Origin of the sequence: Streptomyces sp. NPDC005963 (assembly GCF_040638655.1) — a bacterium.
Lineage (GTDB): Bacteria > Actinomycetota > Actinomycetes > Streptomycetales > Streptomycetaceae > Streptomyces.
Window position 1 is genome coordinate 36,300 of the sequence record NZ_JBEXVD010000014.1, and the last position, 23,434, is coordinate 59,733.

The following is a 23,434-nucleotide window of genomic DNA, read 5'->3' on the forward strand; positions in this document are numbered from 1 at the left end:
CCATCGCTCCCTGTGCAAGAGTCGTAACGGTCCATTGTTCAGACCGTGTCTCAGACCTGGCCCCGGCCACGCCTGTATCGGAGTACGACATGCCGTCCCATGTGTTCGCGGACCGTCCTGCCGCGCAGCCCCCCGAGCGCGGCGCCGTCGACGCCTTGATCACCCGGACGCACCGGCTCAGGGGCGATGTGGACGCCGTACGCCGCGACGCTGTCGTGGACATGGACGATCCGGCCGGCAGATGGCAGCGCGCCCTGTGCGACCTCGCCGTTCATCAACTGGACGATCTGGGCACCCATCTGGGCCAGCTCAAGGAAGGACTGCCCGAGAGCCCCGAGGTGGCGAGCCACATCGACCGTTCCCTCCTCGGCCGTGCCGATCAGCGGACCGGATCGCTCGTGAGCCGGGTCGGCAGCGCCGAGTGGAACCTCCTCACCGACGAGGTGAGTTGGTCCGACGAACTCTTCCGGATCGTGGGCCGCTCACCGCAGCGAGGGCCGATGACCCTCGACGAGTTGCCCTCGGTCGTGTTCGCCGAGGACCAGTCGTTGTTGACGGCGATGGTGACCGCATGTCTGGTCGACGGGCGCCCCATCGACGGAGAGTTCCGCCTGGTGCGGGCCGACGGTCGAGTGCGCACCGTCCACATGACCGGCGAACCCGTTCTCGATTCCGATGGATCAACCGCCTCCATGTGGGCCGTGTTCCGGGACGTCAGCGAGTTGCGCCGCAGCGAGCGGGTGGTGCGCGAAAGCCGTGACTCGCTCCACCGCCAACAACACTTCGAGCAGACCGAACGCCGGCTCGCGGTGGAGCTCCAGGAAGCCGTACTGCCTCCCTGGCGCAACTCCGTTCACCTGCCGCTGGGCGACACAGCCGGCCTGGACATGGCCGCGCACTACCTTCCCTCGGTGAACAGCGCGCTGATCGGCGGCGACTGGTACGACGCCCTTCAACTCCCCTCCGGACAATCGATGTTCGGTGTCGGTGACCTCACCGGGCACGGCGTCGCCGCCACGTCCACCATGGCCATGCTGCTCGGTGCCCTGCGCGGGCTCGGAGTGGCCGGAATCGAGCCCGGCGAAGTACTCGGCCACGCCAATCGGCTCCTGGAGACGTCGACGCAGCCAGCGTTGGGAAGCGCCGTGTGCTGCCGCTTCGATCCTGCGAACCGCACACTGTCCTGGGCACAGGCGGGCCACCCCGTCCCCCTGCTGTTCCGCAACGGGACGGGGCGCGCACTGACACGACCCGATGGAGTGCTACTCGGAGCCACTTCCCACGCCGAGTACGAGCAAGCGGAAGTGACCCTTCAGCCCGGAGACCTTCTCCTTCTCCACACGGACGGACTCACCCGCAAGGACGCGGCCGACGAGAACGACGGAGCAGACCGTCTGCTGGCATTGGCACCACGTCTCGCCCAGGCCCAGGACGCCCAGGAATGCGTCCGGATCGTGGTCGAGGCATGTGGCACGGACCAGCGCACGGACGACGCCTGCGTCCTTGCCGCCAAGGTCTGCCCCTAGCGACGAAGCTCATCCGGCTGCCCGAGGACACCAGCACGGTGGAGGGGCGCGCTGACCGGATCAGATGTCGACGCTTCTCGCCCTGAGAGAAGGGCTGTTGGGCAGGGCGAGTCTGATCTCCTGACGAAGATCCTCGATCTTTCCGTGCCCTGAGTACTGCCCGGTGAGTCGATACATCTCCCGCAGTCGGTCCCAGGTGCGGTGCGATGAGGTCTCCCCCATCGACACCAAAGCCAACCTGGCGTAGCGATCGGCCTGCTCGGGATCATCCGCGATGAAGCAGGCCGACGCCAACGAGATGTAGTCGAAGATCTTCGACCGCTGACGGCCGCCGGCACGTAGGTGCAGCGCCTGCTTGGCGTGGTTCTGGGCGATGGTGGCGGCTGAGGGGTCGTGTTCGGCGAGGGTCCGGTACGCCAGGGCTTCCATTCCGTGGAGATCGGCCTCGTCGAACATCTGCATCCAACTCGGTGGCGGTACGTCCCCCTTGTCGGAGACGAAGAGCTCCTCGGCCTCTCCCAGCGTGCGCCGCATCGCCTGCCCCTGGCCCTTCGCCGCCTGCGCCCACGCCTCGATGGTGTGGAGCATGGCCTGCGTGCGGGGGAGCGTCTCCTCCCCCGAACCGGACTTGGCGAGCTTCATCAAGTCGAGCGCGTCGTCGGGACGGCCCAGATGGACCATCTGCCGAGCGGCGCGGGAGAGTGCCTCCCCCGCCCTGGGGCGGTCCCCGCCCTCTCTGGCCGCGTGGGCGGCGATGACGAAGTACTTCTGCGCGGTGGGTTCGAGGCCGACGTCGTGGGACATCCAGCCGGCGAGTACAGCGAGGTTCGCAGCGACCCCCCACAGACGTCGCTGAAGATGCTCGGGATGCCGGTAGGCGAGCATGCCGCCCACTTCGTTCAACTGACCCACGACCGCCTTGCGTTGGAGCCCGCCGCCACGGGATGCGTCCCACGCACGGAAGATGTCGACGGAGCGTTCCAGTGCCTCGATTTCCTGCGACCCGATGGGTGCGGCCTCGTAGCGGTCGTAGCCGGCGGGGTCCGCGTGGAGGGGGTTGTCGGTGTAGGGGACGTCTCGGGCCAGTGCGGGGTCGGTGTGCAGCCATTCGTGCATGGCGCTGCTGAGTGCAGTTCCTGCGGCGAGCGCGGCGCCCGCGCCCACCAAGCCGCGTCGGTTGAGCATGAGGTCCATTCCCGTGAATTCGGTGAGGACCGCCGCCGTCCGGTCGGGCGCCCAGGGAAGGCCGTCAGGGTTGTCCGCTCCCTGCGCGCCCTTCCGTTTACCCGCTCGCCCGTTCCGTGCAAAGCCGAGATCCTCGATGGTCACGACACGGCCGAGCCGCTCGGTGAACAGAGCAGCCAGCACCCGGGGCACGGGGTCACGCGGGGTCTCCCCCATGTCGATCCAGCGCCGTACCCGCGAGGTGTCGGTCGCCAGCTGGGGATGGCCCATGGCCGCCGCCTGCCGGTTCACGAGTCTTGCGAGTTCGCCCTTGGACCAGCCGGCCAGGCCGAACAGGTCGCACAGACGGGTGTTGGGTACTCCGGTCACGTCAAGCCCCCAGGTTCTCGGCTGAGTCGACAGTAACCCTCCGTCAGGTGGGTGGCGACTATTCGCCAGGGTTTCGCCAGGGTGCGCCAGATGGTGTGCCACCCGCGCGCTGGTGTGAGGTAGGAACGCGCCACCCCGGCCCGGCAACCGGTCGCATTCCCCAGGATGCGGTCGCGTTGCCGGGGCGGGGCAGCGCTTGCAGACTGTCGGCGCGCGAAGGGATCTGTCACCCCCATGTACACAGCATCGTCCTCCGTGTCCGCGCCACACCGGCCGCAGCGCGCCACCGTCCCGGTGGGCTCCGGACCGTACTCCAACCCCGTGCACGCGCCAGCCAGGATGCGACGGCCGGCCGTGGTCGCCGGCCAACCCGTCAGCGGAAGACTCGACCTGTCCGGCCCCCAAGGCGCCCAACTGCGCATGGCCGTGGCATCGGTGCACCGGATCTGCCCCGAGTTCAACCCGGTTCAGGTCCTGCGCCGCAGCGGACGCTCCGTACTGATCGTCGGCACCACCGGCCGCACCACCGCCGTTGCCAAGTGCCTACTGGACCACTCTCCCGTCTGGGTCGAGCGGTTCCGGCACGAAATAGCGGTCTACCGGACCTTCGTGCGGCATCGACCGCTGGTCCGGGCCCCGCGGCTGATCGCCGCCGACCCCGACAACTGCACCTTGGTGATCGAGCGGATGCCAGGTCGTCCCGCGGCCCTGGTACGCCATCCGTCCGAGGCACCGCCGCGCGCCGACATCCGGGCGGTTCTCGGTTCGCTCGGCCGACTGAACAACTGGCGGCCACCGGCCGAGGTGTTCGACCGACCGCTCGACTACACCTCCCGCATCGCGCACTATCACGAGCTCGGGTTGTTCACGGATCGCGACCTCGGAGACCTGCACAAGCTGCTGCACGGTCTGGCACAGGTGGGTGGGCGCCAGAGCATGAGCCAGTTCTGCCACGGTGACGCCCTGCTCTCCAACATCCTCCTGTCGCCGACCGGTCCGATCCTCGTGGATTGGGAGCACGCGGGTTGGTATCTGCCCGGCTATGACCTGGCGACGCTCTGGTCCGTTCTCGGCGATGCCCCGGCCGCACGTCGACACATCAGCCAGCTCGCGCAGCGGGAGGGCCCGGCAGCACGTGACGCCTTCCTGGTAAATCTGATGCTGGTGTTGACGCGGGAGATCCGTACGTACGAGACGGCGGTGCAGCGCAGCATTCGTGAGTCCGGCCCGGCAGGCGCGGTCGGTACAGGCGGGCCTGGTCCGGCTGCCGGAGAGGAACAGAGGCTGTTGCTGCGACGGTTGCACGACGACTGCGCAATGGCCCGACGAGCGGTGCGGGCCGCAGTCGGAACACGCTGACCGTCACACCGAGGGGGGACATGCGCTGCGCGCCCGTTGCCGATAGGCCGGGCGCGCAGCGCATGTGTTTCGGGCATCGCCCGGCTTGTTAACGACAAACGGTGCAACGCCGCTCCTGGACCGTGCGCCCGAGCGAGCACGTCCACGCTGAATCCATCGGCCTGTGATCTGCACGGCAACCGGCCGGTGTGACGGCCCATCTCTGCGGTCCGCTGCCGTTCCTGCGCTCGGTCCGCAGCGATCTGCTCCGACGCGGCGTCCCCGCGGAGCAGATCCACTACGAGGTCTTCGCCCCGGACCTCTGGCTCGCTGCCGACCGCTGATGTCCCGGGCGCGGCCCCAGCCCGATGGGCCGCAGGATGCGGGCCGATTCCCGCCGCCGCGACGGTCTCAGCGACGGCGGATTCTGACCGCCAGGCTGTGGGATCGGTCACCGTCCGTCGTGTCCCGGTGTCGGAGATCCGTCGCGCAGTGGCCCTCAGCCTCACAGGCGACCTCCTTGGCGTCACCACTTTGTGGCTCAGCCACTCTAAGAATGCCGACCGACGCCTGTCAACGACAGATCGGGCCCGGGGAGCCGATGGCCCAGTCGACCACACCTCCGACCCGTGACCAGCTGACAGGTGCGGGGCTTGGAGGGGAGACAACACCCAGCGAGGCCACCGGGGGCCGCCCCGGACCTTGACCTGTCTCTTGACCACGAGCTACCTTCACGGAAAGTGGATAAGCCACTATATTTCTTCAGGACCCTAGGCCCTCACGGCCGCCTGCGGTCTTACCCGTCACTTGTACAGAGCACGACCGTTTACGAGGGGGCACACCGTGTCGTTGCAGGAGTTCGTCGCCACCCCGAAGTTCGACGACTACCGGGAGCAGTTCAAGGACTTCTTTGACCTTGAGCGCACCGATGGAGTCATCGTGGCCAAGGCACACACACTCGGAGGGCCCATTCAGCTGAGCGTCCAGAACCACCGCGCGCTCGGACAGATGCTGAAGACCATCGGAGCCGATCCCGAGAACGAAATCCTGATCCTGACGGGTTCCGGCGACGAGTTCATGATGGACGCGGATCCCGAGGGCTTTGCGCTCGAAGAGGAGGACATGCCGTACTGGGCGTACGAGTACGCCTACAAGGACGGCCGCATCAACGTGAGCTCGCTCATCAACGACTTGGAGATTCCCACCATCGGGATCTTCAACGGGTCGGGGTTCCACTCCGAGATCGTGTTGATGTGCGACATCACCCTCTGTGCAGAGGACGCAACCGTCTTCGATCTGCACTTCGACATCGGTTCGGTGCCCGGGGATGGGATCCACAGTTGCTTCCAGGAGCTTCTGGGCGTCAAGCGCGCCGCTTACGCCCTGCTCACCGGTGAGGCGATCTCCGCTCAGCAGGCCCTGGAGTGGGGCATGGTCAACGAGGTCCTGCCGCGCGAGGACCTCCTGGAGCGTGCGAAGGTCATCGCGGATCACATCATGGGGCAGCCGCGCATCACACGCCGTCTGACCACTCAGATCATCCGGCGCCCCTGGCGTCGGCGCATCACGGACGACCTGGACGGCGGCTTCGGCATCCAGATGTTCGGTCACGTCGTGAAGCAGAAGTCGATCCACAGCAAGGGACACATCGCCGACACCGTCGGTTACGTGCGCAAGGGTCGCAAGAACAACTTCGACTGAGTCGACGGGGGACGCCTTCCCGCGTCCCTCTGCTGGTGGCCGTGATCGAGAATGGCCTCGGTCACGGCCATCAGCGATGTCGCGTGGCCGATCCGGGCGACCCTACGGCTTTCGCCGGCCTTCACCGGCTCGCCCGCAGATGCTGCATCATCACCTCATGGTGGTGGCGCACGGCATACAGAGCCCCGTCGACGTCCCGCTTCTGCACAGCACGCAGGATGGGTTCGTGGATCGCCGTCAGCGCAGCGATCTGGCCGGCCTCAAGCCAACTGGGTACCGTGCCCTTGTCTATCCAGGCGCGGTACTCGTAGTTGATCAGCGCAGTGTGGACGCCGTCGAACATCGAGGCGAGATACGCGTTGTGGGACGCACCGATCAAGGTCGCGTGGAAGTAGGTGTCGGCGCTCATCCAACTGGCGGCGTCCCCCGCGCTCTGATCGAGCCTGCGCAGGGCGCGCTCCGCTTCGGCCAGTTCGTCGGACGTCGCCCGCTCGATCGCCTTGATGATGCCGGTCGACTCCAGCCCCAGCCGCAACTCCGCCAAGGCATCGACCGAACCCGGTTCCACATCGAGCATCAGATCGATCGACGTCGCGAGATTCACCTCGGGCCGCATCCGGACGTACGCCCCGGAGCCCCGCCGTGACTCGACGAGTCCCTTGACCACGAGAATGCGAATGGCCTGACTCACCGTGGCCCGGCTCGTCGACAGGAGGGTGGCGAGATCGCGCTCGGACGGCAGTCGTGACCCGTCGGTGAGCTCCTGGGCCAGGATCAGCCTCTGGACCCGTGCCGCGATCTCCTCCGCAGCACCCTCCGATTGGCTGAGTCCGATGCCCTGGAGCGCCTGCCACGGGCTATCGGCCAACACTTCCTTCGTCCGGACCACTCGACTCCTCCACCCGTCCCTGCGGTCGCGCACACAACGCGAGAGATTCGCCCTGCGGGGCGAGCCCACGCGCCCCTCGCGGCTCGCACGTGTTGAGTAGGGCCGTGGAGCTGGGTGCACTCATATCCGTGGCGGCCCCACCGTCCCCTCTACCCGTACGCTACCCCAACACTCGCGGCCGTCGAGGGCGAGCACGGTTCGCAACAACAGCCACCGGTACGGTCACGTCCCTCGGCGGGCAGTGCCGGCCCGCCGTCTCCGACGGAGAGTGTCATGGTGACTTCCTCGACAAGGGACCCGTTCACACGCTTCCGCGAGCACCGTCAGGACCTCGCCGCCGATCAGGACCGGGCAGCGGCGATCACCACCTCCGAGGCGACCCAATGAACCATTAGTGTGACTATTGGTTGGTGTGCGTGGGCCGTTCGGGCCACGGGTAGGGCTGGGGCCGTAGCTTCCGCACCCATCGAAAGGCCCAGCACGCATGGCCCAGCCCTTCGTCCTGCCCGACTTCTACATGCCGTATCCGGCCCGTCTCAATCCCCATGTCGAGGCGGCGCGCACGCACACCAGGGAATGGGCGCGCGGCATGGGGATGCTGGAGGGTTCGGGTGTGTGGGAGGAGAGCGACCTCGAAGCGCATGACTACGCCTTGTTGTGTGCCTACACCCACCCCGATTGCGATGCTGACGCACTGTCATTGGTGACCGACTGGTACGTGTGGGTCTTCTTCTTCGACGACCACTTCCTGGAGATCTTCAAGCGCAGTCAGGACCGCGAGGGCGGCAAGGCGTATCTCGACCGTCTGCCCGCCTTCATGCCCCTGGACCTCTCCGAGCCGATGCCGGAACCGACCAATCCCGTCGAGGCGGGCTTGGCCGACCTCTGGCGGCGCACGGTCCCGGGGATGTCGCCCGCGTGGCGCGCCCGGTTCACCGAGTCCACCAGGAACCTGCTGAATGAATCGATGTGGGAACTGTCCAACATCAATGAGGGACGGATCTCCAACCCCGTCGAGTACATCGAGATGCGCCGCAAGGTGGGCGGCGCGCCCTGGTCGGCGGGGCTGGTGGAGTACGCGGCGGGGTTGGAGGTCCCCGAGGCAGTGGCGCACTCCCGCCAGTTGCGGGTGCTGACGGACACGTTCGCCGACGCGGTGCATCTGCGCAACGACCTGTTCTCGTACCAACGCGAGGTGGAGGACGAAGGCGAACTCAGCAACGGGGTCCTCGTGCTGGAGACCTTCCTCGGCTGCAGCACCCAGGAGGCGGCGGAAGCCGTGAACGACCTCCTCACCTCCCGGCTCCACCAGTTCGAGAACACCGCGCTCACCGAAGTCCCCGCGCTCTGTCTGGAGAAGGGGCTCGATCCCCTGGAGTGTGCCGCCGTGGCCGCTTACGTCAAGGGGCTCCAGGACTGGCAGTCGGGTGGCCATGAGTGGCACATGCGCTCCAGCCGTTACATGAACGAGGGAGCCGTCGGTCCGCAGTCGATGTTCTCCGGAGTACTGGGCACGTCGGCTCTGGACATCACCACGCTGTTCGGGCGGCCCGCGACCGCACGGTTGAGGGCACAGACACACCTTCCACACCAACGCATCGGCGCTTCGCTGCTACCGGAATTCGATCTGCCGTTTCCGCTCACACTGAGCCCGCACCATCGGGACGCGCGCGACAAGTCGGTGGCGTGGGCGGAGCGGATGGGCCTGCTGGGCGAGATCTGGGACGGGCCGATGTTGCGGGGGTTCGACCTTGCGCTCTGCTCTGCGGGCTTGGACCCGGATGCCACCCCGGAGGAGTTGGAACTCAGCGCAGAGTGGCTGACCTGGGGAACCTACGGCGACGACTACTACCCACTGGTCTTCGGCCGCCCCCGCAATCTCGTCGGCGCGAAGTTGTGCCACGACCGGCTGTTGACCTGCATGCCCGTGGAGGAACCCGATGCGGCCCCCGCGTTGGCGGTGAGTCCGATGGAGCGGGCCCTCGCGGACCTCTGGCAGCGCACGGCAGGGCCGATGGATCGCGATGCACGACACCAACTGCGACGCTCCATCGAAACGATGTTGGAGAGTTGGCTGTGGGAACTGCACAACCAAGCCCAACACCGGGTGCCGGACCCGGTGGACTATCTGGAGATGCGGCGCACCACCTTCGGCTCCGACCTGACAATGCTGCTGTCCAAACTGCGGCACCAGGGACAACTCCCGGCGGAACTGCTGGCCAGCGGGACGCTTCGCAGCCTGGAGTACGCAGCGCAGGACTACGGCTGCCTGATCAACGACCTGTTCTCCTATCAGAAGGAGATCGAGGTCGAAGGCGAGGTGCACAACGCAGTGTTGGTGGTGCAGACGTTCTTCGGTTGTGACTATCCCTCGGCCGTCACCATCGTGGACGATCTGATGAAGGGCCGGCTGCGCCAGTTCCTGCACATGAAGGAACACGCACTCCCGCTGTTGTGCGATGACTTCGACCTGGACACGGCCGGGCGGGCAGCGCTCGCCGGGTACATCCGGGAGATCGAGGACTGGCTCGCGGGGATCCTGCACTGGCACCGATCGGTCCGACGCTATGCGGAAGGGGATGTGCACTCCGGGGCCGGCACCACGCTGCTCGGTGGGCCGAAGGGCCTGGGGACGACCGCGGCACGCGTCGCCACGCTCCTCGCCCGCTGATCCGCGACCGCCCGAGCGCCGTGGAGTTCGCTCCACGGCGCCTCACCCGGCGGCCCATGCACCGGCGGGCCTCAGCCCTGCTGGAAGAGCTCGGCAGGCAGGGGCTTGAGCAGGGCATAGAGGTCGTCGGTGATCGGCCGGTCCCAGCTGGCGATGGTCACGAGGACCTGATCGCTGCGATCGAACTGCACACAGGAGATCCGGCTCTCGGAGAGCTTGATCTTCCGCACGATCAGCAGGTTGTCGCCCTGCATCACCGGAACGTCCTCGGTGTCCACGACGACCACGGGCTCGTCGTTCTCCAGGGCGAGCAGCAGCTGGGCCACCTCGAAGGGGACCTGGCCCTCTTCCAGCTCCCGCGCCGGTGAGCCCTGGGGAAGGTTGCCGATGATCATCGCGGGGCCGCGTCCACCGAAGAGGTCGTATCGCAGAAAGACACCCTGACAGGTGCCGTCCGGTGCGGGCAGGAGCCCTGCACCGAGATTGCCGGGCCAGTCCCCCGGGTCCATGGCCAGGACATCGAAGTCCGGGCCCGCGGGTGTGGCGGCGCTGCGGCGGCGGAGGAAGGACATAGCGCCATGGTACGTGGCCGAAGGCCCCGGTAAGACCCCGAGCGGCAGGCCCGTGGTACGGATCGACCATCCCGCCGGAGTTCAACGGACGGTCCGGTGTCAGCCGGCGGCCGGGGCCGTCCGAGGATGACGCCCGGAGGGGGAAGAACGGGTCAGTCGTCGCTCAGCGTCCGCGCGTCGGGGGCGTTGTCCGCGGAGACGGTCGGGAACGCCGCGAGAGCCTGTGGGAGACCGGCCTCGGAGGTACCCATCTTGCGGTAGACAGCCGAGAGCAGTCTGCGTACCGCCTCTTCGTCGGTGTGGAGTGCGGAGGCCACGGACGCCCTGTCGTGCCCCCGGGCGGTGAGGTCGGCGGCCGTGCTCTCCCTCGGGGTGAGGGCGTCGCTCTCGATGGCATGGAGGGGGCGGGGGCGTAACCCGGCGGCGGCGATTTCAGTACGGGCTACCGCCGCGAGCGCATCGGCACCACAGTGACCGGCGGTTTCCAAGCCCCGTTGGAGATGCGCAGCAGCGGCTTTGGGGCGGCCCGATCGGCGCAGCTGGGAGCCGAGGGCGATCAACGACCTGGCGAGTTCGTATGCCGCCGGAGAAGCTTCGAGTTGGCGGACGGACTCTTCCAAGAGGGAGAGGCGTTCACCGTCGCCCGTCACCTCGGCGGCCACGCGCAGTGCCATGCCGACGCCGGAGGGGGCTCCGAAGCGTCGGGCGCGTTCGACCGCGTCGAAGGCGGTCGCCCTGGCACGTTCCGGGGCGTGATGGGCTTGTGCGAGTGCAAGGTGGAGCTGCCAGGGGCACCAGGTGGGGTTGCGCATGCCCCTGGCGTCGAGGCGGCCCCCCACGGCGGTCAGTTCGGCAGCGGCCTCCCTGGTACGGCCTTGGGCGAGGAGGAGTTCGCCGTACACGGTTTGGGCGTCCGGGAAGGTCACGGCGGCCGGGAAGGGGTCCCCGAAGTGGTGGTCGTGGGCGACCCGGGCGGCTTCTTCGGTACAACCGCGTGCGAGGAGCACTTCGACGAGGGTCCCCACCGCGTACCACTCCGCGGGCGTGCGCGGCCCCACCCGTTCGGCGAGGCGCAGCCCTGCCCGCCCGACGTCCTCGGCTTCCGCGAGCCGCCCCCGGCGGAAGCGGATGTAGGCGAGGAGGGTGTACGCGAAGGAGAGGTGGGCGCCGCGCCATCCCTGGCGTTCGAACTCGGCGGTGCCCGCCGCGAACAGTTCCTCCGCACGTCCGGGACGGTCGGCGAAGAGGAAGGTGAGGGCCACCAGCGCGGGAACCTCGAACCCGCGGTCCTCCACCGCCCAACCCAACCCGCCCTTGAGCGCGCGTTCGGCGTGGTGCAGGGCGACGGGGGCGGGTTCGGCGCGCAGCGTGGCGTCCCAGGCACGCAGTCCGATGATGTAACGCTCGGTGAGGTCACGTCCGGTGAGCCGGTCGGCGAGCCTTGCCAGTCGGCGCGAGCGGGCCGGGGACTCGGGTTCGTCGGCCCGGAAGGCGTCCCACATGAACTTCTCCGCCCTCATGCGCAACCGGGTCCGCGGGTCGCTGGTGAGCCGGGCCTCTCGGGCGAGGGTCTCGGACGCTTCGCCGATCCGGTCGGAGTGGGCGAGAACCTGGGAGAGCCGGTAGACGATCCCTTGGCGCAGGGCGGGGTCCGCGATCGGTTCGTCCAGTGCGGCCCGCAGGTGGTTGACCGTGGTCGCGGGTTCGGTGAGGAGGGACGAACAGCCCAGTTCGTATAGGACGGCGGCCCGTTCGTGGGCGGGCGGGGGTTCGCGGAGGGCTCGGGCCAGTTGGCGCCTGGCTGCTTCGGGGGCTCCTGCACGGAGGGTCTCGCGGGCGGCCTCGCGCAGTTGTTGTACGACCCAGGGGTCGCCTTCGGAATGGGTCTCCAGCAGATGGCGGGCAGCGGCCACGGCGCCCAGACCCGCGTCGACGACACACCAGGCGGCCTGACCGTGGAGGGCGACGCGCACCCCGTCGGGGATGGCCCGGTAGACGGCGGTGGCGATCAGCGGGTGGACGAACTCCAGGGTGTCGGTTCCGGTGAGGATGCGGGCGTCGCGGAGCCGGTCGGCGGCGTCGGCGGCTGCCTCGGTGCCGAGCCCGGCCACGGCGGCGGCGAGGGCGGGTGGGATCTCCGTGCCGAGCACGGCTCCCGCCCAGGCGAAGCGGACGGTCGAGGGGCCGAGGCGCTCCAGGCGTGCGATGAGTCCGCTGCCTTTGACGGCGGCTGCGAGATCGCGCAGGAGGGGTGCGCCCGATGCGGTGGGGGTGATGGCACGGTCACGTACCTTGGCGATGAGTTCGATGGCCTCGAAGGGGTTGCCCGCGGTCACCGCCCAGCACTCGCGGCAGAACGTCTCGTCGGCGTGGACGCCGAGCCATTCGCGCACCAATCGGGCCACGGCGGAGACGGTCAGGGGTTCCAGGTCGATGGGTCTCTGGCCGGCCCGTCCCGGTAGATGGCGGAACTGGTTGGCGTGGTCGGGCAGTTCTTCCGGCCGGTAGGCGACCACGAGGAGCATGGGGAGGTCTTCCGCCCGTGGAGCGAAGGAGGCCAGCCAGCTCAGCGACTCGGGGTCGGCCCAGTGCGCGTCGTCGAGGACGACGACGAGAGGGGCCCGCTGCACGGCCAGGTGCGTGAGGACCCAGTCGAGGCCGTCGCGGAGCCCTTGGGGATCCGGGGGCGAGCCCGCTTCGGCGGTGCAGAGTCCGAGGGCCGGGCCGACGATCCCGTACCAACTGCCCAGGCGCATGCGCAGCGCGGCTTCGGACGCTCCTGCGAGCTGTGGCTGTATGAGTTGGCGGGCGACGTGGAAAGCGACCTGTTGTTCCTGCTCCCCGCCGCGGGCGGACAGGACGGTGCACCCCTGGGCCGCGGCGCGGCGGCGCACCTCGGTGAGCAGGGTGGTCTTTCCGAGGCCCGCGTGCCCGGCGAAGGCGAGCAGGGCGCCGCGCGGGTGCCCGGTGCCGCCGTCCGGGGGGATGCCGATGAGTTCGTCCAGTGCCTCGTCGGCAGCGGCCAACTCCGCTTCGCGCTCGAAGAGTCGGCGCCTCACCGCGCCAACACGTCGCGTCATGCAAACCCCCATGACCAGGCGGGCACCCGGCATGATGCGGGGGCTGCCGGGACAGACGTCCTTGAGGAGCATCAGCGTACGCCAGCGAGCGGGTTCAGGGACCTCCCACGGCAGAAATGGGCTGTTGGGAAAGGGTTTCCCTGCGCCGGGTTCCCGTGCGGTGCTTCGTCCGGGGTCGCGGTCCGCCGCCCGTCCGCGCGCGCTTCCTCGCGGTCCGCGGTGGCGCGGTGGCGGTGGCATTTCGTTCCGAGTCATTCCGGGGTCGCCCTCCCGGGGCGTTGCCGGCGGAACGGCGATCAGGAAACCCGGTCGGATTCCGTCAGACAGTCGTGGGCAGTCGAGGAGGCGGGGGTCGATATGCAACACGAGACTGAGACGACGGCCTGCGGCCGATCCGCAGTGCGATGGTCCGAGGCGCTCCACGCCCTGTGGTCGGCCGCGGACGCGGCCGAGGACGTGACGGCACTCGCCGGCAGCCTCTACGCGGTCTTGGCCGAGTTCCCCGGGGTCCTCACGGTGGTGGGTGCGCGTTGGCACGGCGGGCGGCTGCGCTACATGCGCAACCTTCGCCCCACCGATGCGCGCCCCTCCCTCGTGGAAAGCGATCACCAGGGGTGGCCGGAGGCCGCGGCCCGAGCCCCCGGCGCACAGACGCGCGTCAGGGAACACGACACCGCCGATCTCACCGCCGGCTGGCCCGAGGCCGAGATACTGCGCTCGGTGGGTGCGAAGAGGGTCATCGAGTGCGCGTTCGCTCTGGATGCCGGCGACTGGGCATCGCTGGTCATCGGATTGACGACGACGGAGCCGGCTGATCCGGTCCTTCTGCTGCGGCTGCGTCAGACGTCGGAGATCGTCGCCACGTGCAACCGTCGCATCGTCACCCAGCGGGAGGACGAACGGCGTCAGGTGCACGACGCCTTCCTCGCCGAGGCGTCCTTGCAGATGGACGCGAGCCTCGATGTGGAGGAGACGCTCCAGCGCGTGGCGCGGCTCGCGGTGCCCGCGGTCGCCGAGGGCTGCCTTCTCCATCTCCGTGAGGGGCCACGGCTCAAGGCCGTGGCATCCGCTCATGTGGCCGCCGATCGACAGCCCTGGCTCGCCGACGTCGCGCAAGGGGACCCCTGGTTGACCGGAGTGCTGCGGCGCTCCGTGGAGGGTGAGGAGGGGCTGATCCTTAGCGGGGACGCACTCGCCGGCGGACCGTTGGGGGCAAGGGCCCCGGGGGAAGGCGCTTCGGTACGCGTGTTGAGCGTCAATCCGCTGCGTGCCCGCGGCCGGGTCCTCGGGACGCTGACCTTCCTCTTCCATCGTGACGACGGCGCCGACATGCCCCGCTTCCTCACCGATCTCGCGAACCGTGCCGCCCTTGCGATCGACACCAGCACGCTGTACGAGCAGCGCAGACGGCACGTCGTGTCCCTACAGCGGCATCTGCTGCCGGCCGAACTCCCTACGGTTCCGGGGTTGGCGTTGAGTTCCGCCTATGAGGTCGCCGACGACTCCCTCGATGTCGGTGGCGACTTCTACGACGCCGTACCCGGTCCCGGCGGCGGGGTAGCCCTGCTGATCGGTGATGTCTGTGGTCGGGGCGCGGAGGCCGCGGCGCTGACCGGTCTCGCCCGCCACACCCTGCGGACGCTGCTGGAGGACGGTAGCCCCGCCGCCCATACGCTGGTGCGGCTCAACCAGGCGCTGCACCGGGAGAAGGCACGACGGTTCGTCACCGCGCTCGTGGTGTCGCTGCTGCCGGACGGGGCAGGCTTCCGGGCTGAGGTGGCCAACGCGGGTCATCCCCCGCCGTTGGTGCGGCGGTCCGATGGTGAGGTGGCGAGCGTGGAGTGCAGCGGTCTTCTGCTCGGGGTGCAGCCCTCCCCCGCATACGCCTCCGTGCCCCTGTGGCTCGGGCCGGGCGACGGTCTGGTCCTGTTCACGGACGGGTTGACCGAGGCACGGGCGCCCGACGGTCGGTTCTTCGAAGAACTGCTGCCCTCGGCCGTCGCCCGGGAGGGCGGCTCCGCAGCCGCGGATTCACTTGCGGGGCGACTGGTGGCGGCAGGGGTCGAGTTCCGAGCCAGCGGAGAGGACGACGTCGCCGTCCTTGCGGTACATGTACGGGAGGATCGATGAGCCAGAGGCGCAAGAAGGTCGACCGGGAGCGGCTTCTCGTAGCCGTGAACTCGGCGGAGGACGCCGATGCCTTCGGGCGGGCACTCGGCGGGACGCACCCCCATCTGCGGCTGGAATTCATCTCTTCCGGCGATGGAATCGCCGAGCGACTGCTAGCGGCTCGCACCTTGCCGGCGCTGGTTCTCCTCGACCAGCTTCCAGGGCACGGTGACCCTACGCTGGTTCGGACGCTACGGGCCCACCCCGAGCTGAAGAACGTGACCGTCGTCGTCGTCACCTCGTCGACGGCGCCGAGCGAGGTTGAGTCCTGGTACGCGGCGGGCGCCGACAGCTATGTCTACAAGCCGGGCAACTTTGCCCTGTTCAGGACCGTGCTCAAGGGGGCCATCGACTACTGGCAGGATGCCGCGTCCCCTATGAGCGGTTCGCTCCATCGGGCATGACCCGGCTTTCGGGTGTGTGCCTCGGCAGGACCCGACGATGCCCGCAGGTCGCCGCTACTCGTGCGCGGACGACCTGGCCCGGTGGACACGCAGGAGTTGCTGCCGTCCCGGCCAGCCCTCGCGCTGGATGCGATCGACGGCAAAGCCGAGTTCCCGCAGGGTCCGCGCTATCAGATCCAACTGCTCCCGACGATGCTCCGCAGCGCCGGGAGGGTCCGGCTTGCTCATCAGTGACCTGCGGAATTCGGCAGGCGGGTAGTAGGTGACCTCCACACAGAGCTCGACCCCGGCCGGCCACGTTTCGGGATGGATGGCTTCGACGGCACAGAACCCGCCCCGCCACTGGCCCTTCCGGACGGAGCGCGGCGGCGTCAGCCCTGCCTCCTCCAACACCCTCGCGACCTCGGTGGCACCCTCGTAGTAGTCGAACCCCTCGGGAACGGGGCTGCTCGGCGTCTCGGGTGCGGACTCGGCGGACGGAACCGCCGAGAGGGGATGGGCGCGACCGTGGTTGCGCTTGGTCATGCTTCATCCTGCCTCTCTCCGAGCACCGTCACCGCCGTTTTCCGGACACGTCCCACCGAAGTGATGGCCTGGTGCGGTCGGTTGGACGGGATCCCCTCTGGTGGGAACGGCCCTGTCGCCTCGGTGCCGGGACCGGGAGGAGGGCCGAGGTCCGCCACCAGGGCAGGTTTCATAAGTGATCGCTGACACACAAGAGTTGATCGTATGGTCCGACCGCCTCACTTCGCACACGAGAAGGGCAATTGCCGTCCGTTTCCCGGCACCTCGGTGGGACAGGCGCCCTTCACTTGACCGGGTGGGCGGCAGGGGAGACTGCGCGCCCCTGCCCCGCGCGTGGCAGCGCTCAGAGGTCAGTGAATCCGGGGCCAGTGAATCCGGTGCGCCACGTACTGTGCTCGGGGCGCCAGCCGCGGGAGCGTGCCAATTGCTGCGTGGCACCTCGGGCCCATGCCTGCCGACCGGACACCGGCTCGGGTGCGGGCACCCCGAAGGAAGCCGCCAGCAGAGGGAGCCACTCGCGGGCCTCGGCCGGCTCGTCGTCCACGATGTTGACCGGCCCTCCCGGCCAGTCGAGGGCGGCGACGGCCGCGCGCGCCGCGTCGGCCACGTGGAGGAACGAACTGACCGAACGATCGGCTTCGACGCTCCCCAGAAACCGGGCAGTGGGATCGCCGGAAAGGGCGGCGGCAACGGGGCCGTCAGGCGCGTACCAGGTGCCGGGGCCGTAGAGGATTCCGTATCGGAGCACCACGGCCGTGCTGAGCTCGGCCGCCGTCTCCTCCAAGGCGTTCACGGCAGCCACCATCTGCCCGCGGGGCTGATCGGCACGGTGATCGAGGGGTACGGACTCATCGGCGGGGCCCTCCCCGGGGGCGTAGGCCCAAGAGATGGACTGGGCCACGATGCGCTGCACGCCCGCGGCGTGAGCCGCATCCACGAGATGACGGGTGCCGAGGTGGCGCAGTCGACCGTTGGCAGCCCCGTCAGCCCCCGAGAGATCCGTCAACTGATGCATGACGAGGTCGGGTTCGGCTGCCACGAGAGCATGACGAAGCCCTTCGGCATCCAACGCATCGACGGCAACGGCAGCTGCGCCCTGCTGCTGGATCCGCGCGACACCGGCGGGTGTCCGTGAAGTGCCGGTGACCTCGTGGCCGGCGTCCAAGAGCATCGGGAGGAGAAGGCGGCCCACTGCTCCGGTGGCGCCGGCGAGGAAGATACGCATGGGGTTGGGTTGGTCCTCGGGTGGGTTGGGGGGCTGGTGGGTGGTGCTCAGGTTAGCGGGGGGACTCGTGTGCCGTCTTGGGCAGAGCCGTTCATTGGGCTTCGCCCCGGGGGCGGGGGGCTGTCCTTCAGTGCGAGGACGGGCTGAGCTTGGCGGGGCCGTGCCAGTGCCCGGGGGCTGGGGTCTGGCTTGTTCCGGGTGGGGCCGGTCTGTGGGTTCGGCCTTGGGGGGTGGCGGGGTTCCGTCCTCAAACGCCGGACGGGCTGGGGGTGCTCGGATTTTGGGGTGTGCGGGTGGTGGGGGTGCTTTCGGGCGTGACTCCTCACCGTCGGCGGCCCGAAGCTGATCCGTAGGCGTCAGCTCTGGATGCCGCCAACGCTTCCGGGGACACCCCCTGCGCGCCCCCAGTACACCAGCCAGGGGCTTAGGGGTCCTCGGCCCGGTCCCCGCCGGTTGCGGACGGACGTCGGAAGGTACGCGAGTACGAAGCCGCGCTGCTGGTCACGCGTGGAGATCTGATGTCGGTGACGCCCGAGGTGCCACACCAGCCGCCAGCCGTGCCGCCGACTCATAGCTGGGCCGCGGTCGACGGCGGGGGCTCCAAGTCGTCGACCGCCGCCCGCAGGGCGGTGGAACCCAGCGGCGGGAGGGCCCCGGGGAACGCCACCCCTGTCTAGGACGGTTCGGGCCCTGGTGCGCCGAGCCAGTAGAGGGCGATGTCGATGTCGCGTGCGGTCCAGTCCACCGCCAGCCGGTCGCGTTGGGCGAGGAGTCCGTCCAGGAGGTACATATAGCGGCCGTAACGCCCGGAACCGTTGGTCAGATCCAGCCCCAGTGCGGCCAACGCATCGTGAACGCGCCGGTCGTAGACGGCCATGCGATGGGGTGCAGCGGCGGTGAGCAGCGTGGAGGCCAAGGCGTCACCGGTTCTGCATCCCGGCAGTTCCCAGACGACGCTTCGCCCTTTGCGTGCGGCTTCGGCGCGCGAGAGGGACGAGTCGCGGACGGCCTCCATGCCCCTCTTGGTGATCGAGCGTATCTGGGCGTCCGGCAGTCCCATCAGTTCGGCCATCCACGGGGTTCGGGCGGACAGCCGCTTCCATGCGACGAGTGCTCCGATGTCGACCTTTCCCAGGCTTCCGGTGTCCTCGGCGCGCTGCGCCACCTCCCACAGGACCTCGTCGTAGGCGGGCGAGACCGCGGCCTGATAGGCCCTGTGGGCGTCGAGGAGGGCGGGCCAGACACGGCTGGCGTCGGCAGCGGTCACCGAGGTCGATTCCATGACTCTGTTTATCAGTCAATCGCTTGCCGTGACCGCAGTCCTTGGAAGCCCGCCGTCGGTGCGCGCACGCAGGGGCGGAGCCGCCCGCCGCCCATCGTGGCTCAGATCAACCGGCGTATCTCACCGCGCACCCGGTAGAAGCCGCCGGATGCGGGATGCAGGGCGTCCACCACGTAGCGCGCACCCGCTTCCCTGATGCCGCGGGGGAATTGCACGTTCCACGAGGGGTCGAAGCCTTCGGAGACCACGTGCACACGCATGCGGCCCGACTCCTGAATGCACTGCACCACAACGCCGCCGGCCGGTGCCACCGTCACCGTGGCGACCGCGGTGGGCGAGGCCGCCGGGGTGTAGGTGGGCAGGGCCTCGGCGGACTTGACGTCCCGGGCGACGGGAACCGTGCCCTGTTGTGCTGCTGCGATCGCCGCGTCGGTGGCGTCGACACAGACGAGGGAACCATCGGTGGTGACCATGTAGAGGCGCCCGTCGAGGTACTGCATGGAAAGCGCCGAACCGCCTCCCGTGCCCAGCTTCCACAGCCGGTTGCCCTCGGCGTCGAAGCAGTACACCGACGAGGAGGAGTCGCCGGCGAAGACGTAGGTGCCACCGGGTGCCGTGGCGCAGGAGTACACGGAGGCATCGCAGCGATAGGTCGCCTCGATCGCGCCGTTCTTCTTGGAGAGCCGCTGGACCACGTTGCGGCTGGTGCCGGCGTACACCGAGTCCTGTTCCTGCCAGCCGAACAGGACGGATCCGGTTGTCGGGGTGTGCCACAGTTCGCCGTTGCCGTGGGGTGCGTAGGCCGTCACGCCCTTGCCGTGGCCGTGGTAGACGCCCTGGTCGTCGGCACGGACCATCCAGCCGTAGGGGCCGGAGGACGTGCGCGACCACTGGTACTCGTCCTCGTGGTCGATCACGTTCAATCCGCCCCGCGCGTCGGAGACGTTGAGCACGCCCTCACGGATGTCCAGCCAGAAGATGTCGACGTCGGCGGCGATGTCGTAGGCGCCGAACGGAACCTTGGACGACAGGTCGTACACCGTGCCGTTGTCACAGCCTGCATAGATCCAGAAGTCGTCGGCGACCAGGCACTTGACACCGTCCGGAAGGGAGTACTTGGCGAGCACCTCGCCGCTGTGACTGACCGTGTACACCTCGCCCGACTGGTTGCCCACCCAGCAGCGCTCTTCGTCGATGTGGATGCCGAAGGCAGCTGACCCCGTGCGGAAGCGCCAGAGCACCGGGGCGACCGAACGGGCGGTGGAGGGGGCCGAGGTGACCTGGCGGCGGGTCACAGCGCGGGCCGCCCGCTCGCCCTGGACGGCGGGCGCATACCCCTTGCGGACCTTCTCGCCCACCTTCTTGGCCGCCGCCGCCCGGGCCTTGTCCACCGTGGGGAACGTGGAGACCTGGGACTGCCCCTGCGCACCGATGCGTCCGTAGCGCACGGAGACGACCGTGTCGTCCACGGTCACCTCGTAGAACTTGTGCGCCCCTTCGCCGTCCTGGGACAGCTCCAGATACGTCGTGGTACGAGACACAGCAGACTCCTCCCCTGGGTGGAACCGGCGATCTGGTCCGCCGGTTCCCACTGCTGACGACAGTAAGGGGCACCACTGACAACGACGCACTCGGCCGGCCCGAGCCGGGCGACGGACGCGCGGTGGGGCGAGCCCTCGCACATTCCGGAATGTGAACAGCGGTATCCGCACACGTGCGGTGCCTCTAGTCTGAGGGGGCAACTGGTTCGCCCTGTCCGCCAGATGGGTGCGTCGCAAGAGGGAACCCGGTGGGAATCCGGGACTGCCCCGCAGCGGTGAGTGGGAACGACCGCCGTCATGAGCACTGGGTCCATCCGGGCCTGGGAAGCGACGGCCAGTAGGTGTGTGCCCCTTTGACAGGGTGGCGTACGCGCCCGCGAGTCCGAAGACCTGCCCGTTGCCCGCGCACGCCCATCGTGCGCGGACGGCAGTTCCGGTGACCTTCGAGGGCGGGTCGGCGTGCGGATCGATCGGATCACCCGCGGGCCCGTCCCGCAGTGATCGGACCGGTCGGCCAGCCCTGCACGCTTCCTCTCCGATCATCGGGACATGTCGCACGACATGCTCGCGAAGGAGAGTTCTGTGACATCGAAGTCCGCAGTCGCGGCAACACGGGCCACCGTGTACGGCTATCCCCGACAGGGGCAGGGCCGGGAGTTGAAGAAGGCCGTCGAGGGTTACTGGAAGGGTCGCGTCAGTGCTGACGCCCTCCACCGGACGGCGGCGGACCTGCGGCGCACCCACTGGCAGCAGTTGGTCGACGCCGGCATCCATGAGGTGCCCACCGGGGACTTCTCGTACTACGACCACGTTTTGGACACCAGCGTCATGGTCGGCGCCGTGCCCGAACGCCACCGCACGGCCGTGGCCGCCCATCGGCTGGACGGGTACTTCGCCATGGCCCGCGGCACCCAGGACGTGGCGCCGCTGGAGATGACCAAGTGGTTCGACACCAACTACCACTACCTGGTGCCGGAACTCGCTCCGGACACCGTCTTCACCGCCGACTCCTCCCACCAGGTCACCCAGGTCCAGGAGGCACTGACCCTCGGGCACCGGCCGCGGCCCGTGCTGGTCGGCCCGGTCACCTATCTGTTGCTCGCCAAGGCCGCTCCGGGCGTGGCGCAGGACTTCGACCCACTGACCCTGCTGGAACAACTGCTGCCGGTCTACGCGGATGTGCTCGCCGATCTGCGGGCCGCGGGCGCCGCATGGGTACAGCTCGACGAGCCGGCCCTGGTGCAGGACCGGACCGGGGACGAGTTGAGCGCCGCCGCACGTGCCTACCAGGTGCTCGGCACCCTCACCGATCGACCGAAACTCCTCGTCGCGTCCTACTTCGACCGGCTCGGCGAGGCGCTGCCGGTGCTGGCCAAGTCGCCGGTGGAGGGTCTCGCGATCGACTTCACCGAGTCCGCCGCCGAGAACCTCCGTGACATCGCCGCCGTCGGGGGGTTGTCCGGCAAGCGGCTGGTCGCCGGAGTCGTCAACGGTCGCAACGTCTGGATCAACGATCTGGAGAAGTCGCTGGCGACCCTGGGCACGCTCCTGGGGCTTGCCGATCACGTCGACGTCGCGGCCTCCTGCTCGTTGCTGCACGTCCCTCTCGATGCAGCCGCGGAGCAGGAGATCGACCCGCGGATCGCCCCCTGGCTCGCGTTCGCCCGGCAGAAGACGAACGAGTTGGCCACCTTGGCCTGGGGGCTCACCGAGGGCACGGAAGCCATCGCCGTGGAGCTCTCGGCCAATCGAGAGGCCCTCCGGGCCCGGGCTGCATCTACAGTCGCCCGGAATCCGACCGTGCGCGCCCGCACCGCGGCGGTCACCGACACCGACAGCCGGCGGACCCGACCGTACGCAGAACGCACCGTGGCACAACGCGAACTGTTGGGCCTGCCGCTGCTCCCCACCACCACCATCGGCTCGTTTCCCCAGACGAACGAGTTGCGCACCGCCCGGGCCGACCTGCGCGCGGGGCGCATCGACGTCGACGGGTACGAGGAGCGCATCCGTCGGGAGATCCACGAGGTGATCGGCTTCCAGGAACGGGCGGGGATCGACGTCCTCGTCCACGGGGAGCCCGAGCGCAACGACATGGTGCAGTTCTTCGCCGAGCACCTGACGGGCTACGTCGCAACGCAACACGGTTGGGTGCAGTCGTACGGCACCCGGTATGTGCGTCCGCCGATCCTCGCCGGGGACGTCTCGCGGGACGAGCCCATGACGGTGCGGTGGACGGCCTACGCCCAGTCGCTGACCGAGCGTCCGGTGAAGGGGATGCTCACCGGGCCGGTCACCATGTTGGCCTGGTCGTTCGTGCGGGATGACCAGCCGCTTCAGGAGACGGCCCGTCAGGTGGCGCTGGCCCTGCGGGACGAGGTGCAGGACCTGGAGGCGGCCGGTACCTCGGTGATCCAGGTGGACGAGCCGGCGTTGCGCGAGACACTGCCGTTGCGGAGCGCCCGGCGCCCCGACTACCTCGACTGGGCCACGGAGGCCTTCCGTCTCACCACGAGCGGAGTGCGTTCCCGGACCCAGATCCACACCCACATGTGCTACGCGGAGTTCGGTGACATCGTCGAGGCCATCGACGCCCTGGACGCCGATGTGATCAGTCTGGAGGCCGCACGTTCCCATATGCAGGTGGCCACCGAGCTGGCCGCTCACGGCTATCCGCGCGAAGCGGGTCCCGGTGTGTACGACATCCATTCCCCGCGGGTCCCGTCGGTCGATGAAGCAGCCGCACTCCTCCGCAAGGGGTTGGCGGCCCTCGCCCCCGAGCGGTTGTGGGTGAACCCCGACTGCGGCCTCAAGACGCGCGGCTGGCCCGAGACGCGCGTCTCGTTGGAGAACCTGGTCGAGGCGGCCCGTAGGGTGCGGGCCGAGGTGTCAACCGACCCGTCCTGATCACGAGGTCCTGCCGGCCGGGGGGTACACCCGGCCCGGCAGGGCCTCCG

At 68.9% G+C, this 23,434-nt stretch carries 15 protein-coding genes, 1 pseudogene and 1 riboswitch; of the genes and pseudogenes, 8 read left to right on the forward strand and 8 right to left on the reverse strand.

Features of this window, described 5'->3' with window-relative positions; translation table 11 throughout:
* Nucleotides 1-89: 89 nt before the first annotated feature.
* Nucleotides 90-1,526 carry a SpoIIE family protein phosphatase gene (locus ABZ348_RS19740; RefSeq protein ID WP_358934712.1) on the forward strand — a complete coding sequence of 479 codons (1,437 nt, stop codon included), beginning with the start codon at nucleotides 90-92 and terminating at the stop codon, nucleotides 1,524-1,526.
* A 60-nt stretch (nucleotides 1,527-1,586) separates the two neighbouring features.
* Here ABZ348_RS19740 and ABZ348_RS19745 read toward each other — a convergent pair whose 3' ends face one another.
* Nucleotides 1,587-3,080, reverse strand: coding sequence for a hypothetical protein (locus tag ABZ348_RS19745; protein ID WP_358934714.1), 1,494 nt, complete (start codon nucleotides 3,078-3,080; stop codon nucleotides 1,587-1,589).
* Between the two features lie 234 nt (nucleotides 3,081-3,314).
* On the opposite strand from ABZ348_RS19745, the gene ABZ348_RS19750 reads away from it, so the two are divergent.
* From ABZ348_RS19750 to ABZ348_RS19760, 3 genes and pseudogenes are all read left to right on the forward strand, one after another.
* Entirely contained in the window at nucleotides 3,315-4,439 is a 1,125-nt protein-coding gene (locus tag ABZ348_RS19750; RefSeq protein WP_358934715.1) for an aminoglycoside phosphotransferase family protein, read from the forward strand.
* Between the two features lie 179 nt (nucleotides 4,440-4,618).
* A pseudogene (locus tag ABZ348_RS19755) lies at nucleotides 4,619-4,762 on the forward strand (hemin transporter); the annotation flags it as partial.
* Between the two features lie 499 nt (nucleotides 4,763-5,261).
* The gene (locus tag ABZ348_RS19760) at nucleotides 5,262-6,119 is read left to right on the forward strand and encodes an enoyl-CoA hydratase/isomerase family protein (RefSeq protein ID WP_358934717.1); all 858 of its coding nucleotides are present in this window, start codon (nucleotides 5,262-5,264) and stop codon (nucleotides 6,117-6,119) included.
* Between the two features lie 121 nt (nucleotides 6,120-6,240).
* Here the strand turns inward: ABZ348_RS19760 and ABZ348_RS19765 are convergent, their stop codons facing one another.
* Nucleotides 6,241-6,987 (reverse strand): FCD domain-containing protein, encoded by a 747-nt coding sequence (locus ABZ348_RS19765; protein ID WP_358934719.1) that lies wholly within the window; start codon nucleotides 6,985-6,987, stop codon nucleotides 6,241-6,243.
* Nucleotides 6,988-7,492: 505 nt separating this feature from the next.
* On the opposite strand from ABZ348_RS19765, the gene ABZ348_RS19770 reads away from it, so the two are divergent.
* Nucleotides 7,493-9,679, forward strand: coding sequence for a terpene synthase family protein (locus ABZ348_RS19770; RefSeq protein ID WP_358934721.1), 2,187 nt, complete (start codon nucleotides 7,493-7,495; stop codon nucleotides 9,677-9,679).
* A 71-nt stretch (nucleotides 9,680-9,750) separates the two neighbouring features.
* On the opposite strand, the gene ABZ348_RS19775 is transcribed toward ABZ348_RS19770, so the two are convergent.
* Both ABZ348_RS19775 and ABZ348_RS19780 read right to left on the reverse strand, forming a co-directional pair.
* The gene (locus ABZ348_RS19775) at nucleotides 9,751-10,251 is read right to left on the reverse strand and encodes a hypothetical protein (RefSeq protein ID WP_329013254.1); all 501 of its coding nucleotides are present in this window, start codon (nucleotides 10,249-10,251) and stop codon (nucleotides 9,751-9,753) included.
* Nucleotides 10,252-10,403: 152 nt separating this feature from the next.
* Entirely contained in the window at nucleotides 10,404-13,331 is a 2,928-nt protein-coding gene (locus ABZ348_RS19780; protein ID WP_358934723.1) for an AAA family ATPase, read from the reverse strand.
* Between the two features lie 357 nt (nucleotides 13,332-13,688).
* Between ABZ348_RS19780 and ABZ348_RS19785 the strand changes: the two genes are divergently transcribed.
* Both ABZ348_RS19785 and ABZ348_RS19790 read left to right on the forward strand, forming a co-directional pair.
* Nucleotides 13,689-15,461, forward strand: coding sequence for a SpoIIE family protein phosphatase (locus tag ABZ348_RS19785; protein WP_358934725.1), 1,773 nt, complete (start codon nucleotides 13,689-13,691; stop codon nucleotides 15,459-15,461).
* Nucleotides 15,458-15,904, forward strand: a complete 447-nt coding sequence (locus ABZ348_RS19790; RefSeq protein ID WP_358934727.1) for a response regulator — start codon at nucleotides 15,458-15,460, stop codon at nucleotides 15,902-15,904. Before ABZ348_RS19785 ends, ABZ348_RS19790 begins: the two co-directional genes overlap by 4 nt.
* 54 nt (nucleotides 15,905-15,958) lie before the next feature.
* On the opposite strand, the gene ABZ348_RS19795 is transcribed toward ABZ348_RS19790, so the two are convergent.
* From ABZ348_RS19795 to ABZ348_RS19810, 4 genes are all read right to left on the reverse strand, one after another.
* Nucleotides 15,959-16,429 carry a hypothetical protein gene (locus ABZ348_RS19795; RefSeq protein ID WP_358934729.1) on the reverse strand — a complete coding sequence of 157 codons (471 nt, stop codon included), beginning with the start codon at nucleotides 16,427-16,429 and terminating at the stop codon, nucleotides 15,959-15,961.
* A gap of 343 nt (nucleotides 16,430-16,772) precedes the next feature.
* Nucleotides 16,773-17,654, reverse strand: a complete 882-nt coding sequence (locus ABZ348_RS19800) for an NAD(P)-dependent oxidoreductase (protein WP_358934731.1) — start codon at nucleotides 17,652-17,654, stop codon at nucleotides 16,773-16,775.
* 673 nt (nucleotides 17,655-18,327) lie between these two features.
* Nucleotides 18,328-18,936: a hypothetical protein gene (locus tag ABZ348_RS19805; RefSeq protein ID WP_358934733.1), complete on the reverse strand. Its 609-nt coding sequence runs from the start codon at nucleotides 18,934-18,936 to the stop codon at nucleotides 18,328-18,330.
* 101 nt (nucleotides 18,937-19,037) lie between these two features.
* Nucleotides 19,038-20,477 (reverse strand): WGR domain-containing protein, encoded by a 1,440-nt coding sequence (locus ABZ348_RS19810; RefSeq protein WP_358934735.1) that lies wholly within the window; start codon nucleotides 20,475-20,477, stop codon nucleotides 19,038-19,040.
* Between the two features lie 185 nt (nucleotides 20,478-20,662).
* A riboswitch (cobalamin riboswitch) is annotated at nucleotides 20,663-20,890 on the forward strand.
* A gap of 169 nt (nucleotides 20,891-21,059) precedes the next feature.
* Between ABZ348_RS19810 and metE the strand changes: the two genes are divergently transcribed.
* Nucleotides 21,060-23,384, forward strand: coding sequence for a 5-methyltetrahydropteroyltriglutamate--homocysteine S-methyltransferase (metE, locus tag ABZ348_RS19815; RefSeq protein WP_358934737.1), 2,325 nt, complete (start codon nucleotides 21,060-21,062; stop codon nucleotides 23,382-23,384).
* The last annotated feature ends 50 nt before the right edge of the window (nucleotides 23,385-23,434 follow it).